Source organism: Mammaliicoccus sciuri (assembly GCF_002901825.1).
GTDB classification, from domain to species: domain Bacteria; phylum Bacillota; class Bacilli; order Staphylococcales; family Staphylococcaceae; genus Mammaliicoccus; species Mammaliicoccus sciuri.
Genome location: NZ_PPQD01000030.1, coordinates 118856 through 135553 on the forward strand (window position 1 = coordinate 118856; position 16698 = coordinate 135553).

16 protein-coding genes are annotated in these 16698 nt (G+C 32.4%); 6 read left to right on the forward strand and 10 right to left on the reverse strand.

Annotated elements, in window-relative coordinates:
* Nucleotides 1-14: 14 nt before the first annotated feature.
* The 3 genes from tkt to sosA form a co-directional block, all read right to left on the reverse strand.
* The gene (tkt, locus tag CD035_RS10405; RefSeq protein WP_048543141.1) at nt 15-2003 is read right to left on the reverse strand and encodes a transketolase; all 1989 of its coding nucleotides are present in this window, start codon (nt 2001-2003) and stop codon (nt 15-17) included.
* Nucleotides 2004-2088: 85 nt separating this feature from the next.
* Entirely contained in the window at nt 2089-2325 is a 237-nt protein-coding gene (locus CD035_RS10410; protein ID WP_025905900.1) for a DUF896 domain-containing protein, read from the reverse strand.
* A gap of 77 nt (nt 2326-2402) precedes the next feature.
* Complete coding sequence (gene sosA, locus CD035_RS10415; RefSeq protein ID WP_048543143.1) at nt 2403-2612, reverse strand: DNA damage-induced cell division inhibitor SosA; 210 nt, start codon at nt 2610-2612, stop codon at nt 2403-2405.
* 144 nt (nt 2613-2756) lie between these two features.
* Between sosA and lexA the strand changes: the two genes are divergently transcribed.
* Nucleotides 2757-3377, forward strand: coding sequence for a transcriptional repressor LexA (gene lexA / locus CD035_RS10420; protein ID WP_048543145.1), 621 nt, complete (start codon nt 2757-2759; stop codon nt 3375-3377).
* A 305-nt stretch (nt 3378-3682) separates the two neighbouring features.
* On the opposite strand, the gene CD035_RS10425 is transcribed toward lexA, so the two are convergent.
* From CD035_RS10425 to CD035_RS10435, 3 genes are all read right to left on the reverse strand, one after another.
* Nucleotides 3683-4699, reverse strand: a complete 1017-nt coding sequence (locus tag CD035_RS10425; protein WP_103354257.1) for a CAP domain-containing protein — start codon at nt 4697-4699, stop codon at nt 3683-3685.
* Between the two features lie 18 nt (nt 4700-4717).
* Nucleotides 4718-5701, reverse strand: coding sequence for a GMP reductase (gene guaC, locus CD035_RS10430; RefSeq protein ID WP_025905892.1), 984 nt, complete (start codon nt 5699-5701; stop codon nt 4718-4720).
* Nucleotides 5702-5792: 91 nt separating this feature from the next.
* Nucleotides 5793-6731: a metal ABC transporter solute-binding protein, Zn/Mn family gene (locus CD035_RS10435; RefSeq protein WP_048543152.1), complete on the reverse strand. Its 939-nt coding sequence runs from the start codon at nt 6729-6731 to the stop codon at nt 5793-5795.
* A 160-nt stretch (nt 6732-6891) separates the two neighbouring features.
* On the opposite strand from CD035_RS10435, the gene rpmG reads away from it, so the two are divergent.
* The 4 genes from rpmG to CD035_RS10455 all read left to right on the forward strand — a co-directional run bounded on the left by rpmG (nt 6892) and on the right by CD035_RS10455 (nt 10910).
* Entirely contained in the window at nt 6892-7041 is a 150-nt protein-coding gene (gene rpmG, locus CD035_RS10440; RefSeq protein WP_049318964.1) for a 50S ribosomal protein L33, read from the forward strand.
* Between the two features lie 203 nt (nt 7042-7244).
* Nucleotides 7245-8687 carry an amino acid permease gene (locus CD035_RS10445; protein ID WP_048543154.1) on the forward strand — a complete coding sequence of 481 codons (1443 nt, stop codon included), beginning with the start codon at nt 7245-7247 and terminating at the stop codon, nt 8685-8687.
* Nucleotides 8688-9182: 495 nt separating this feature from the next.
* Complete coding sequence (locus CD035_RS10450; RefSeq protein ID WP_025905885.1) at nt 9183-9497, forward strand: hypothetical protein; 315 nt, start codon at nt 9183-9185, stop codon at nt 9495-9497.
* Nucleotides 9498-9509: 12 nt separating this feature from the next.
* Nucleotides 9510-10910, forward strand: coding sequence for a phosphoribosyltransferase domain-containing protein (locus CD035_RS10455; RefSeq protein ID WP_048542740.1), 1401 nt, complete (start codon nt 9510-9512; stop codon nt 10908-10910).
* A gap of 54 nt (nt 10911-10964) precedes the next feature.
* Here CD035_RS10455 and CD035_RS10460 read toward each other — a convergent pair whose 3' ends face one another.
* The 4 genes from CD035_RS10460 to CD035_RS10475 form a co-directional block, all read right to left on the reverse strand.
* Nucleotides 10965-11771 carry a Cof-type HAD-IIB family hydrolase gene (locus CD035_RS10460; protein WP_048542735.1) on the reverse strand — a complete coding sequence of 269 codons (807 nt, stop codon included), beginning with the start codon at nt 11769-11771 and terminating at the stop codon, nt 10965-10967.
* A gap of 68 nt (nt 11772-11839) precedes the next feature.
* The gene (thrB, locus tag CD035_RS10465) at nt 11840-12751 is read right to left on the reverse strand and encodes a homoserine kinase (RefSeq protein WP_048542734.1); all 912 of its coding nucleotides are present in this window, start codon (nt 12749-12751) and stop codon (nt 11840-11842) included.
* Nucleotides 12748-13812, reverse strand: a complete 1065-nt coding sequence (gene thrC, locus CD035_RS10470) for a threonine synthase (protein WP_048542731.1) — start codon at nt 13810-13812, stop codon at nt 12748-12750. The genes thrB and thrC overlap by 4 nt, the downstream gene beginning before the upstream one ends.
* Before the next feature lies 1 nt (nt 13813).
* Nucleotides 13814-15091 carry a homoserine dehydrogenase gene (locus CD035_RS10475; RefSeq protein WP_048542729.1) on the reverse strand — a complete coding sequence of 426 codons (1278 nt, stop codon included), beginning with the start codon at nt 15089-15091 and terminating at the stop codon, nt 13814-13816.
* A gap of 197 nt (nt 15092-15288) precedes the next feature.
* On the opposite strand from CD035_RS10475, the gene CD035_RS10480 reads away from it, so the two are divergent.
* Entirely contained in the window at nt 15289-16662 is a 1374-nt protein-coding gene (locus CD035_RS10480) for an aspartate kinase (protein ID WP_048542726.1), read from the forward strand.
* Nucleotides 16663-16698: the final 36 nt, after the last annotated feature.

Here is a 16698-nt window from a genome sequence, read left to right on the forward strand (position 1 = left end):
CTTTTTAAGATTCTTTAGAAGCTTAATACTTGGTTTAATACATTTTCTTTTGTAAATCCGTATTTTTCAACTACTAAGTCGCCAGGCGCACTTGCACCGAATGTATCAATTGTAATGACTTTTCCTTCAATGCCAATATATTTATGCCAACCTAGAGAAGATGCCATTTCGATTGCTACACGTTTAGTGATTGATGCTGGTAATACTGATGCTTTATATTCAGCATCTTGTTGATCAAATGCATGCCAGTTAGGTAATGATACAACTTGTACACCTTTACCTTGTGCTTCGATATCTTTAGCTGCATCTACAGCTAATGAAACTTCTGAACCAGATGCTAGTAGTAAGTATTCAGGTTCGATTTCTGAACGATATACAACATATCCGCCTTTACGAACACCTTCTTCTAACACTGATTCTTCAACATCTAAAGCTGTTAAGTTTTGTCTTGTTAACACTAAAGCTGTTGGTGTCGTTTCAGATTCTAAAGCTACTTTCCATGCTACTCTTGTTTCGTTACCATCTGCAGGGCGAATAACGTTTAAGTTAGGAATTGCTCTTAATCCAGCTAATTGTTCAACTGGTTCATGTGTTGGGCCATCTTCACCAACAGCAATTGAATCATGTGTGAATACAAATGTTGAAGGTACACCCATAATTGCTGAAAGTCTTACAGCTGGTTTCAAGTAGTCACTGAATACGAAGAATGTTGCACCATATGGTTTAACACCACCGTGTACTGCCATACCATTAACTGCAGCAGCCATACCAAATTCACGAACACCAAACCAAACATTGCGTCCTTCAGGTGTTTCACTACTAAAGTCAGCTTCATCTTTAACATTTGATTTATTTGAAGAGGCTAAGTCAGCTGAACCGCCAAAGAATGCAGGTACTGATTTACTTAATGCTTGAATCACTTCACCTGAATCCGCACGAGTGGCACTGCTATTTCCAGCTTCATAAACTGGTAATTCTTTATCATAATCAACAGGTAATTCATTAGAAATGGCTTGTTTAAATGCTTGTCCTAATTCTGGATAATCATTTGTATAAGCTTCGACTAATTTTTCCCATGCTGCTTCGTCTTCGTTTGCACGTTTAAGCATTGTTTCACTGAAGATATCATATACTTCTTGAGGTACATTAAAGCGTTTAGAAGGATCTAAACCGTATGCTTTTAATGCTAATTCACGTTCTTCTTCTCCTAATGGAGCACCATGCACGCCATTAGTACCTGCTTTATTAGGCGCACCATAACCGATAACTGTTTTAACTTCGATTAATGTTGGGCCTTCTAATGTTTTTGCTTCAGTAATCGCTTTATCAATAGCTTCTAAGTCATTACCATCTTCAACTAAGATATAGCTCCAACCATATGAAGTGAATCTTTCTTTAACATTTTCAGAGAATGCTTTATTTAATTCACCGTCTAATGAAATATCATTAGAATCATATAATGTGATTAATTTATCAAGTTTTAAGTGACCTGCTAATGAAGCTGCTTCATGAGAAATACCTTCCATTAAGTCACCATCACTTGCTAAAACATATGTGTAATGATCTACTACATCGTATTTATCTTTATTAAATTTACCTGCTAAGTGTTTTTCAGCCATCGCCATACCAACACTCATTGCAAAACCTTGTCCTAAAGGTCCTGTTGTAACTTCTACACCATCAGTATGTCTAAATTCTGGATGTCCAGGAGTTTTAGAGTCCCATTGTCTGAAGTTTTTCACTTCTTCAAGTTCTAAACTACCTGAAACGTGTAATAAACTATATAGTAATGCAGAACCATGACCAGCAGATAAAACAAAACGGTCTCTATTAAAATAGTTCTTAGATTGTGGATTGAAATTTAAATGCTTAGTCCATAATGCATATGCCATAGGCGCAGCACCCATTGGTAAACCAGGATGTCCTGAGTTAGCTGCTTCAATAGCATCTATACTTAAAGCACGGATTGAATCTACTGCAAGTTGATCTTTTTCGTTAAACATAAATGTAGTCTCCTTTATTCTTGTAATCCCTTTTCATTATACATGAAATTTTTTCAAAAATTAATTATTATTACTTAATTTATACTTACTTTCTTATATTATTATTTTTTTGAATTTCTTTTACTTTATCAGGAGTTACATCATTACCTTCTGGATCAATGATTTTAGTATTCTCGATTGTATTTTTAAAATTACCGCGGAAAGCTTGTAAATACTCAGCGCGTAATTTTGTTTGTTCTTTAGCTTCACTATCTGTTAAACCTTCAGATTTCTTTTTGTTCGCTAATTCATTAATTCTTTCTATTTTTGCTTTATCTAGCATAATATCCCCACTTTCTTTATACATAAAAGATACCAAAAAACACGAATAAATCCAAATGGATTTACTCGTGTTTAAATTCAATCTATTGACCCTACTAATGTATTGGAATCAGATATATGGTTATGTTGTTTATCGCTTTGTTGTTTAATTTGATGATCGGTCATTTCGTACGTTTGTTCTGTATTATAAAGATCATTAGACTGAGCTAAATATAAATATCCAATTAATAAAGTCATGAAGAATACTGCTATATACACTAATATTGTCTTCTTAATTGTAATTGTCATACTCAATTCCTCCTAGAACGTTTGTTTGTATTATTATAATAACAGAACAACTGTTCGTAGTCAATAAAAATACGAACAAATGTTTGTTCAAAGGAAACGTATGTGCTATAATAAATTTAAATAATTAATTGGGAGCGTGCGACTATGAAAGAATTAACTAAACGTCAATCTGAAATATATCAATTCATCAAACATATAGTACAAACGAAAGGCTATCCGCCTAGCGTACGTGAAATTGGTTTAGCAGTCGGCTTAGCGTCAAGCTCTACTGTACATGGTCATTTATCAAGACTAGAAGAAAAGGGCTACATTAAACGTGACCCAACTAAACCACGAGCAATAGAAATCACAGAAACAGTCGGAGAGAACGTTAACCAAGAGAACACCATTCACGTTCCAGTTATCGGTAAAGTTACAGCAGGTATACCTATTACGGCTGTAGAGAATGTAGAGGAATACTTCCCATTACCTGCACATTTCACATCAACACATAATAGCAATATCTTTATATTAGATGTTGTCGGCGATAGTATGATTGAAGCTGGTATACTAGACGGCGATAAAGTAATCGTACGTAGTCAATCAATCGCTGAGAATGGTGATATCATAGTTGCAATGACAGAAGATGATGAAGCTACAGTTAAACGTTTTTACAAAGAGGAAACGCGATATAGACTTCAACCAGAGAACAATACAATGGAACCTATTTATTTAGATAACGTTACAGTATTGGGTAAAGTTGTTGGATTGTTTAGAGAAATGTAACATAACAAAAAGGAGATGCGCTTGCATCTCCTTTTTTCATATTCCCTTTATCGAGTTCTTTCTTTACTTGTCATATATTTATGATACATCTTTTTTATTTAATAATTCTTTAATACGTTCTAAGACATCTAAATCTTTTCGTTTTATTTCTTTATTTTCCATGTAAAACTACCCCTTTATATGTTATTTCACCAATCAAAATTACTAGAAACAACATGTGTTAAACATTTAAGGAAATATGAAATATTGACTTTTCTCGATTTAATTATATCAACGTTGATAAGATAATACCACTTATCTCTTTTCTATTGTTGCGTGATGTAGTTCTCCGTCCAATATGGCTGTAATTCTTCGCCAATATCAACACCTACACCTAATTCTTTATAATCTTTATTTAAAATGTTTTTTCTATGTCCAAGTGAATTCATGAGACCATGATGTGCATATATACTACTGATTTGACCATAAGCCAAGTTTTCCCCAGCTGTTACATATTTAAAACCATCTCGATCTAATCTATCAAATGGAGACATACCTTGTTTGTTATTATGATCAAAATAATCATTATTCACCATGTCTTGACTATGCTTTCTTGCAGTTTCGCTAATACGTTCATTATAAGTTAATGTCGGTAATCCAAACTGTACTCTTTCGGCATTTACAAGATCAAAGTTTTGTAATTCTAAAGCTTTTTTGTATTCATCAGATGCTGCATGATACTGATTCGTTCGCTTATCTTCAGTTGATGATGCAATCTGCATGAGACCTTTAATTTGATTATTTTCATGTTTATCATAAAACACGGTTGTATAGATGTTATCAAATTTGAAAACATCATAATCTTCATCATTTTGTATGAGTTTCACTTTTTCTTTTTCTATTGCTTTTTCAGGCTCACCAAGTATAGAACGAACTTTATCTTTGTTCATTTTACTTGTGATACCTTTTTTAGAAGTTATAAGGTCTTGGTTTGTATATAAACCAGTTACTTTGTCATGACCATAACTTACCATCACAAATTCATGATAGTCGTTATGATACACATGCCATTTCTCGTTATATTCATTAACTGTTATACGCTTAGGTTTACCAAGTTTCTTTTCTACTTCGCTTTTTGTTTGATTGATTTGAATATTATTAATCGCAAATTCTTGGTCATCTGGTGTCTTCAGTTCAACCTTTTTAGCTGATTCTTCGTGTTGTAATCCTTGTTGAACATTCAATACTTTTTGCCCAATTTGTCTAGACAAATTTGATTCTGGGACTGGCTTGATAAGTGTTAAGCATAATAGCAACATAAATAAAAAGAATACTTTTCTCAAGTCGTCACCTCACTTGTTTTAGCCGCGATCACTGTCACCATTAAATATTGAATTACGAACAATTACATAGTCTACTTTTGTAATAGAATGTAGATCTTTTCCACCTGCATATGAAATAGAACTTTGTAAATCTTGTTCGATTTCAATTAACGTATCTTTTAGAGAGCCTTTATGTTCTACAAACATCTTTTTACCCTCTACATTTTTACGCTCACCTTTTTGAAATTCAGATGCACTACCGAAATACTCTTTATATAGTTTACCTTCTAATTCAACTGTTTCACCTGGCGATTCTTCATGTGCAGCAAATAATGAACCAACCATTACCATACTTGCACCAAATCTAATAGATTTAGCAATGTCACCGTTAGTTCTAATACCACCATCAGCAATCATTGGTTTTCTAGCAGCTTTACTACAAGCGTTAATTGCAGCTAATTGCCATCCACCAGTACCAAATCCAGTTTTAATTTTTGTAATACATACTCTACCTGGTCCGATACCAACTTTTGTTGCGTCAGCACCCGCATTTTCAAGTTCACGAACACCCTCAGGTGTACCAACATTACCTGCAATTACAAATGATTCAGGAATATGTTGTTTAATATGTTTAATCATTCTAATAACTTGCTCAGAATGACCATGTGCAATATCTATTGTTATATATTCAGGAACAAGCCCTTCATTAGAAAGTTGTTCTATAAAAGTATATTCATTGTCTTTAACACCTACAGAAATTGAAGCGAATAAGTTTTGGCTTTGCATTTTTTTGATAAATGGAATACGTCCTTCTTCATCAAAGCGATGCATGATATAAAAATAATCATTACTAGCAAACCATTCAGCTAGTTCTTCATTCATGACTGTTTGCATATTGGCAGGTACTACTGGTAATTTAAATGTCTTTGGACCAAATTTTACAGTAGTATCACATTCAGAACGGCTTTCTACTATACATTTATTTGGTATTAACTGTACATCTTCATAATCAAAAATTTTCATATCAATAACCTCTTTCACAACTATTAATAATAATCCATTAGTTACTATACATGGTTAAGTAGTAAAAGTAAACGAAATAATACTATAAATATTATTTATTTAGAGCTTTATCAAGAGTTTTGATATTTTCTTCCATTAAAGACTGATATGAAATATTTTTTTGTTTTGCTTCATCTTTAGTTAATACTTCTAAATTATGAAATTTTAACGGTTTACTTTTCGTATCTTTCTTTATAATATCTGTCATTTTTGAACTAACATTTTGTTCATATAAAATATATGGAGATTTCGAATTGTTAATATCTTTAATAATTTCTAATATTTCTTTTTGAGTTGGTTCTTCATTATTCATGCCTGTGACACCTTTTTGTTTAAAATGATATCTGGTAGCTAAATAACCTAGAGAATCATGAGAAATAAATACTGTATCTCTTTTTGTATCTTTCGTTATGTTTTGTAAACTTTCATCAATTTCGTTTATATCTTTAATGAGGTCTTGATAATTTTTTTGATAATAATCTTTATGCTCTGGATCCTTTTGAATGAGTTTTTCTTTAATAGATTTAGCCGCTTCTTTATTGACAATTGGGTCTAACCAAATATGTGGATCATTAGCACTTTCTTCGTGTTCATGTTCATGCTCTTCTTCACCATGCTCATGATGATGTTCTAAAATATGACTTTCTTTCAAATTAGCTACCGCTTCTAATTTATGATCATCACTTTTAATAGTAGAACTAATTTTTTTAGCTACTGGATCTAATTCATTTGAAGAATAAATAAATAGATCACTTTTAGCGATATTGAGCATTTCTTTTTGAGTTGGCTCATAGTTATGTAAATCTGTACCGCTTGGGTAAATAGAATTGGCATCTACATATTTGCCACCAATTTGTTTAGCAAAGCTTTCATATGGAAAGTTTGTAGCATAGATTTTAATTTTGTCATCCTTTGATGTTTGGTTATTACAACCTGCAAGGATGAACGCCATCATTAATAGTGCACCAACTATAATATATATTTTTTTCATATTTTAACTCCTACATGATTATTTGTTTTAATTATAACAATATACGCTTTTACACATCATATCGCAATTATATAATACACATATTTTTGCATTGAAAACTCATTTGTATTATGCTAAAATTATAAAACGTAACGATTACTGAATAGAAAGGCTGATGAACATGCGTGTCAATATCACGTTAGCATGTACTGAATGTGGCGACAGAAATTATATTACAACTAAAAACAAACGTACAAATCCTGAACGTATTGAAATGAAAAAATACTGTCCAAGATTAGGTCGTCACACTTTACACCGCGAAACTAAATAATTTCTTATTTTATAAGAAAATATACGACAAAGAAGTCAATTCATACATCTGAAATGACTTCTATTTTTATACATTTATACTTTATGGCTTTAAAGCATTTATGCGTTAAAAGTTTTTGTTGCTTATTTACTGAAATACTAATAAAATAATATGTATATTTTATTTACAGATAAATTGTACTATTAGAAAGCAAGGTGAATTATATGGAAGAAATGAAACGAGGATTAAAGACTAGACACATATCAATGATCGCCATTGGTGGTTCAATTGGTACTGGTTTGTTTATGGCGAGTGGTGCAGTCATCACTCAAGCAGGACCTGGTGGTGCACTTATAGCTTATTCTATTATTGGTGTTATGCTCTACTTTTTAATGACAGCTATAGGAGAACTTGCAACTTTTTATCCAGTTTCTGGTTCATTTAGTGCATACTCAAGTAGATTTATAGATCCGTCAGCAGGATTTACTGTTGGTTGGCTTTATTGGGTAATTTGGGCACTGGTAACAAGCGTTGATATATTAACTGCAGCAAAAATCATTACATACTGGGATATATTCCAAAATATTAACCCGTTTGTATGGAGCATTATTTTCTTAATCATTCTATTTTTATTAAATGCTTTTACAGTTAAAGCATTTGGTGAAGCTGAATATTGGTTAAGTTTTATAAAAGTCGCGACTATTATCATCTTCTTAATAGTTGGTGTTCTTGTGATATTTGGAATCTTAGGCGGTAATGAACCATTAGGATTATCAAACTTCACTTATAAAGAAGCACCATTTGTAAATGGTATTTCTGGTTTCTTAGGCGTACTACTTGTTGCTGGATTTAGCTTCGGTGGTACAGAAGTAGTAGCCGTAACAGCTGGTGAATCTGAAAACCCTAAAGAATCCATGCCAAAAGCAATTAGACAAGTATTCTGGAGAATTTTATTATTTTATATTTTAGCAATCGCTGTGATTGCAGCAATTATTCCATATACTGATCCATTGTTATTAAATAAATCAAACACTGTAACACAAAGTCCGTTTACAATCGTATTTGATAGAGTTGGTATAGCATTTGCTGCTTCCATTATTAATGCAGTTATTTTAACAGCACTTATTTCAGCTGGTAACTCAGGCTTATATGCTACAAGTAGATTACTTTACTCACTTGCTCAACATAAGCAAGCACCTAAGTTTATCAATAACTTAAATAGAAACAATATGCCGTTCGTTTCATTATGCGTCACAATCGTATTAATTTTCGCGTCTATCGTATATGCAACGATTAACGCTGATGGTTATTATAGATTGTTGAATATGTTAGGCGCACTTGTTACTTTAGTTTGGCTAATGAGTATTATCAGTCATATTCGATTAAGGATGGCCATTAAGAAACAAGGCAAATCAGCGACAGATACACTTGAATATAAAGCACCTTTATATCCATTAGGACCAATCATCGTAATCGCTGTTATAGCATTCTTATTAATCGGTCAATCATTTGATAGCATTATGACATTGAACTTCCCAGTATTAATCGAATCATTCTTACCGATTATATTAGGTTTCGTAGTATACTTTATTCATAAATTCACAACGAAATCAAAAATTATCAAACTTGAAGATATTGATTTAAGAAAACACCAATATAAGAAATAATTTTTAAAAGCGCCACTCAATCAACTTGAGTGGCGTTATTTATATCTAAAATTTTGTTCGTGCTTGCTTTCCTTAGTTACACTTCTGTTGAGTTTTGTTACTAACGGCTTCCTTAATTACAATTCCACCGACTTTTGTTACTATAGACGCTCTTAGTTACATTTCCGCCGACTTTTGTTACTATGGCGCCTCTTAGTTACACTTCTGCCGACTTTTGTTGCTATGGCGCCTCTTAGTTACACTTCTGCCGACTTTTGTTACTATGGCGCCTCTTAGTTACACTTCTGCCGACTTTTGTTACTATGGCGCCTCTTAGTTACACTTCTGCCGACTTTTGTAACAACAAATCCTACACAAAATATCATTTCCCTAATCCCGAACTCCCTTGTTCAAAACGTTTATAAAAATTTGCTAACTATAATCTACTTTTTCATATTGCGATATATATAGTATAATAAATATTAATGATAATTTTAGAATAAAGAAGGTGTAAATATGACAGGTCAAACTAATTTATTTGATGATGTTATGGAACAAGATGAACGCTTTGTCATTGTTGTTCAAAGTATTTATGACACACATGCTCAACTCGTTAAGAAGACACTTAGAGAATATACAAGTTTAACTCGGGAACAGATGCAATCATTATTTGATCATCTTAAAGATTTATATTTAAATGAACCATTTGAAGAGAATCAAGCATTTTTTGATATTACTGTTTATACGAACCAAGACTATGCAGCGGACCAAATTTATGCGCATATTAAGAGAAAGAAATTCAGCCATGAATGGACGCATACAAGTAAATAAAGGAGTAATCACATGTCCCAAGTAAGTAAAGTTTTTCCTTTAGATAACGAACAGCAAGTTGAAGTGAAAGTTAAAGAAAATAGATTTGATTTTGAAATAGATGAAATGCTCGCAATTACACAAGAAGAACATTCAGAATTTCCATTTATACCAGTATCTCCTTGTTTAGGATATTCTAGAGGATTATATCCAGAGCATCCTTTACTTGTTGGTTTATTATTAGGATTCTTATATCATGAGTCGTTAACAGGCGAAACGGATGAACGTATTCAAACGATCGCTAAAGCTATTAACAGTAAAAATCGCAGTAAAATGATTCAAGCCTTAAATATGGTTGAATCTAATAAACTTGGTCACTATCCACCAACAAGATTTTTAGGCTTAAGTGAACGTGCTGTCAATTTAGGACAATCGATTTTTAGTTTATTTGATGATGATGTGATGTTCTTAGCTTCTACACGAGATAAGATTATTTCTCATCCACCATTATTAGATCATAGCGATATTGTTGATCCTCAAGAACGTTTATATTTCTATACGAAAGATAAAGACTTCTTTGATAATGATGAACGTGTCGCAATCATTGATAATCATTTATTAAATGGTAATTCTGTACTAAATCTCATTAAAAAGATTTATGATAAATGTCCTGAAAGAGAAACATTCACTGTATTAACACCTATTGATTTAAGATCTCAAAGTGTTAAAGAAGCATTCTCAAGTTTGGAAAAATCTTTAAATATTAAAATCAACATCATTTCACTTATGTCGTTTGATGTAGAAATTACAGCTATTGACCATGAGACGAAAGATTTAATTCAAAATGAACTACTAGATAATCAAAAACACGATACGAAAGTTCAATATTACTCATTAAGAAATGTCATAAATGATCATTTTATTGTAAAAGCACAAAACATGCTGCGTGATGGTACGATTCACGATAATCCATATTTTATTTCAACAGGTAGATTCACTTTAAATGGTAAAGAACAACAAGTATCTGAAGATCTATTTCAACGTATGGGAGAATTATTGAATGACTTTTTAGATGATTCACCTAAATTTGTCATTGGTATAGGAGAATTCTTATACGTTCCACTTCAAATTGCTCGTTATTTACCTGGTAAAGAAATACGTGTACAAGGTACTACTCGCTTTAATTTTGATTCGAGTACATTAAGACACTCTAATAAAAAAATTAGCTTTATGTCTCCATTGGAAAGAACAATCACACATTATTTATACAATTTAGAGATTGATCAGTACGAACAAATCATCGTATTTGTTGAAAGACTGAGACATAAAACTGAAATTGATGATATTGTACAACAATTAAAAATTCTTGGGGCAAAATCAATTCTAGTAATTGAAATGACTTCAATCGCATTTAATGAAGATCGTCACGAATAATAAAAAGCAGTTCAAATCTTAAAAATTTAATTTAAGGTTTGAACTGCTTTATTTTTATGCATTTAATATTTTTTCTAACGCTGTTACAATACCATCATGGTTATGGTCGTCTGTAACAACATCTGCAATACCTTTAATCGTATCGTTCGCATTTCCCATAGCAACACCAACTGCTGCTCTTTCTAACATGTCAGAATCATTTAAACTATCACCAAAAGCTATCACTTCTGAGAAATCCGCATCAATTTGATCAAACAATCTTTGCAACGATTTCCCTTTAGAAACTTCACTATTCATGAATTCTAAAAAGTACGGTTTACTTATTGTTGATGACACTTGGTCATTAAATTTACCATTCAACGCTTCATTTGCACTTGCAATTTTTTCCTCGAAATCAACACCCATTATTTTTGGAACGTCACCTATAATAGCTTCTTTAATATTATTAACTTTATTCATTGGAAGACCTGTTAATTCACTTTCAATGTTCATATAATCATGTGTCGTATCATGAATAATTTGGTCATTTAAATATGTTAAATAAAAGAAATTATGACTTCTACAATAATCAATAATATCGTGTGCATCTTTTTGACTAATTGTTTGATTAAATACGATACTTTGGTCTTCAGCATTTATAACAAAAGCACCATTGTAACTTACAATATAACCACCATAGCTTTTTAAATCTAGCACTTCTGCATGCTTAATCATACCTGCAGTTGGTCGCCCCGATGCAAGTATTAACTTCATGCCTTCTTTTTGTTTCTCCATTAAGTATTGATATGTTACTTCACTTATTTCATTCTTAGAAGTCAAAAGTGTATCATCCATATCCATTACGATGTATTTATATGTCATGTTGTTCTCCTTAAATATAATAATGCTTATATTCTATCATACATAGAATATAAGCATCTCACTTTTGTTTATAAGTTTATGATTTTTTGACTAATACCATAACGATTAATGGTTACCAATTCTGATTCGCAATCTTCAAATTCATCTTGTAATGCCCTTACAAGTTTACCACTCAATTCTTTTTTGACGAGCGTTAATACAGTTGGACCAGCACCACTAATAACAGTCGCATACGCGCCATGTTCTATAGCTAATGCTTTAATACGTTCAAAATCAGGGATCAAATGTTGACGAAAAGGTTCATGAAAACCATCTTTCATCATCATCTTTCCAGCTAATTCATAATTATGTTGAATTAAAGCACTGATCATCGTGTTGCTTATTGCACTATATTTAACGGCATCTTTTAAAGATAGTGTTTCTGGTAATACTTTACGCGCTTTCTCTGTTGATAGCTCATACTCCGGTATTGTAGCAATAACATCAACTTTTGGTATATCTATATATGATACATCCGTATGTTTAGCTTCTGGATCATATACGCCTAAGACTAATCCACCATAAATTGTTGGGGCAACATTATCTGGATGTCCTTCAATTTCAGTTGCAAGTTGTAGTAACTCATATTTAGATAACTTTAAATTTGCAAAATAATTTGCAAGAAATAACCCCGTTACGAGCGCAGATGCTGAGCTACCTAATCCTCTCGCAAGTGGAATATCGCTATACATTTTTAAATTTAATGCCGGCATTTCTTTCGAAAATTTCTCTGTAGCAGTTTGTGCAATTTTAGTAATATAATGTTCCTCATTAACAGGTAAACCTTTCAGATGAGGTCCAACATGCTCAAAATGCCATTTTCCATCTTCGGACAGATACGCTTCTACTTCTAAATATTTATCTAGAGCCATTCCGATTGAGTCGAAACCAACCCCAAGGTTAGCAGTTGAGGCTGGTACTTTAAGCTTTAATTTCTTCATTTTAATGCACGCTCAATATAATCAATAATTGCTTGTTCGTCATTTTCTAATGGTGTAATTGGCGAATCAAGTAAATCAATAGCAGTATCAGGATCTTTCAATCCATTTCCTGTTAAAATTGCTACAACAGTTTGATTCGGCTCTAATTTACCTTGTTCATGCAATTTCAACAAACCTGCAATTGAAGCATTACTTGCTGGCTCACTGAAGACGCCCTCTTTACTTGTCATAAGTTTGTATGCTTTAAGAATTTCTTCATCTGTCACACTATCTATTAATCCATTTGATTCATCACGTGCTGCCTCGGCCAATTTCCAACTAGCTGGATTCCCAATTCTAATCGCAGTCGCTACTGTCTCTGGATTTGTTACAACTTTACCTTGTACGATTGGAGATGCACCTTCAGCTTGGAAACCGCACATAACAGGTAGACCTGATTGATTTAATTGATGATATTCTTTGAAACCTTTCCAATATGCTGTTATATTTCCAGCATTTCCAACTGGTATCGCAAATAAGTCTGGTGCTTTACCTTCTAATTGCTCTACAATTTCAAATGCACCAGTCTTCTGCCCCTCAATTCTATATGGGTTTACAGAGTTTACAAGTGCTATTTCACCTTTTTCTGCAACTTTTTTAACGATATTTAATGCTTCATCAAAATTCCCTTTAATTGATACAATTTCAGCACCGTACATAACTGCTTGTGCTAATTTACCAAGTGCTATTTTACCTTCAGGAATAACAACAATTGCTTTTAAACCTGCTCTAGCAGCATAAGCGGCAGCTGAAGCTGATGTATTACCAGTAGAGGCACATATCACGATTTTTTTACCTTCTTCTTTCGCTTTTGCAACTGCCATTACCATACCTCTATCTTTAAAAGAACCTGTAGGGTTAAGACCTTCAAACTTAGCGAATAAATTAATGTTCAATTTATCAGATAAATAAGGTAAATGAATTAATGGTGTATTGCCTTCATTTAAAGTCAATTCTGGTGTTCCTTCGTTCACTGGTAAATATTCTTTATAATTATGAATTAATCCTTGCCATCTGCCCATATTACTTATCTCCTTCAATTGGATAATATTTCAAAATATTAATGCCATTTTCTTTTAATTGATCAACTGGTAATTCATCAATACCTCTGATGACAATACCATACGTATTTTCAGTACGTTGTTCTACTTTAACACTTCTATGAAATTCAATTGTCGCTTTAATATCATCTCTTAAGACATCTTCATCTTTGTCACTTTCAACGATAATAAAATGACTATTTTTCAGTGGGAATTTAACTACTTCATCTTCAACGATTTCTTTCGTACGTTCTGTTTTAAGTTCAAAGTGTGGAGGTAATGTATGTAAATCTGATTCAAATTGTAATGAAACATTTAATAAATCAGAAACAACAGCACTACCAGTAGCTAAACTACCAGCACCTTTACCATAAAACATTGTGTCTCCAACAGCATCACCAATTACATATATTGCATTATATTCATCTTCAACATGCGCCATTTGATGACTATTTGGTAACAATGTCGGTTTAACACTTGAAATAACACGACCATTCTCGTATTTACCTTGACCAATTAATTTAATTTTATAGCCTAATTTTTCTGCAACTTTAATATCTTCGATTTCAACATCTGAAATACCAACTCTTTCAACATCATTTAACGAAATCACTCTATTAAATGATAAGTAGCTCGTAATTACAACTTTACGAGCTGCGTCAATTCCTTCGACATCGTCAGTTGGATCCGCTTCTGCATACCCTAAATCTGTTGCAAGCTGTAATGCTTCATCATAAGATTTTCCTTCACGAGTCATTTGACTAAGAATAAAGTTAGATGTGCCATTAAAGATACCCATAAATTGATTAATATTATTGGCATTTAAACCATTATTAATCGCATTCACAATCGGAATACCACCTGCTACACTCGCTTCATATTTGAGTGCAACTTTATTTTTCTCAGCTAAATCTTCTAAATCTCTTAAATGTACGGCTAATAAATCTTTATTTGCAGTAATGACGTGTATACCTTTAGAAAGAAATGCTTTCAACCATTCTACTGTTGGTTCGATACCACCCATTACTTCAACAACAATATCTAATTCTTCATCTTCTAAAATTTCGTTAATATTTTCAGTTAAATGATAGCTAGAAGTATTAATTGCACGTTTCTTGTTCACAGAACTCACAAGAATATGTTTAATATGTATAGATTTCCCAATCGTGTCTTCTATTTGCTTTTTATTTTCTTCAACAATCTTCACGACACCTGTTCCAACAGTGCCGAGACCTAATACTGCTACATTTAATACTTTCATTTCCTCACTCACCTTAAATATATTGTTCTTGTTAAAAATACAAATGTCTACTTGAAATAGACTCAAGTTTATTATAGTATAAATTCATTAAAGTTTTTTGTAAAGTTTGAATAATTAGAATTAATAGTAATATTATCATTATTTCTCGCTTTGTAAAGAGCTACAATTACATTACCCCCAGTAAAAGGACTGATAAAATGAAAGTTTCAAAATTTGGCGGAAGTTCCGTCGCTAACAGTGAGCAAATTAAAAAAGTCGTTAACATCATTAACTCTGATGATGAAAGAAAAATTGTAGTCGTATCTGCACCTGGAAAAAGATTTAAAGAAGACATTAAAACAACGGATTTGCTCATACGCTTATACGAAAAAGTTATTAATCAATTAGATTATTCAAACAAACTCAATCAAATCGTTGATCGTTATGAAGAAATTGTGACTGAACTCAACATGGATCGTTCTATTTTAGATGAAATTAAACGTCATTTACTAAATTTGATAGACGTGTACCATGATAAACCTGAACGCTTATTAGACGGTTTAAAGAGTTGTGGAGAAGACTTTAATGCACAACTCATTGCACAATATAATAATCAATTAGGCCACCCTACACGTTACTTATCACCTAAAGAAGCTGGCATAATCGTCACAGATGAACCAGGCAATGCTATGATATTAGAATCGTCGTATGAGAATATTTATAAATTACGTGAATATGATGAAAAATTAATTATTCCTGGATTCTTTGGTTATTCTGAAAATGATGATATCGTGACCTTCCCTAGAGGTGGATCTGACATTACAGGCGCAATCTTAGCTAGAGGTATTAAAGCAAGCTTGTATGAGAACTTTACGGATGTATCTGGTATCTTTAGAGCAAATCCAACAGTTGTATCTCAACCTGAAGTGATTCCAGAAATCACATATAGAGAAATGCGTGAATTATCATATGCTGGTTTTGGTGTATTTCATGATGAGGCACTAGAACCACTTTATAAAGATCGTATTCCAGTTGTCATCAAGAATACAAATAGACCAACTGATAAAGGTACTTACATTGTGAGTGAACGTAACATCTCTCATTTATCTCATATCGTTTCAGGCGTTAGCTGTGATAAAGGATTTACAATTATAAACGTCAAAAAATACTTAATGAATAGAGAAGTTGGATTTACACGTAAAGTACTTAGTATCTTAGAAGAAGAAAATATTTCAATAGAACATATCCCATCTGGTATCGATAGTATTAGTATTATTATGAGATCGACTCAAATTAAAGGAAAAGAAGAAAGAGTTTTAAGTAAAATTCGAGAAAACATACCAGTAGATGAATTAACAATTGATTATGATTTAGCTATTTTAATGATTGTAGGAGAAGGTATGAATAAAGCAGTTGGTACAGCAGCTGGAGCAACTGCAGCACTCAGCAAGAGGAATGTGAACTTGAATATGATTAACCAAGGTTCATCTGAAATTTCTATGATGTTTGGTATTGATGAGCAATATTCTGATATAGCCGTTCAAGCTATATATGATGAATATTTCGCAAATAAAACAACACAACTCGCATAATAACTAAAAGAAGCCAATGATTTAATCGTTGGCTTC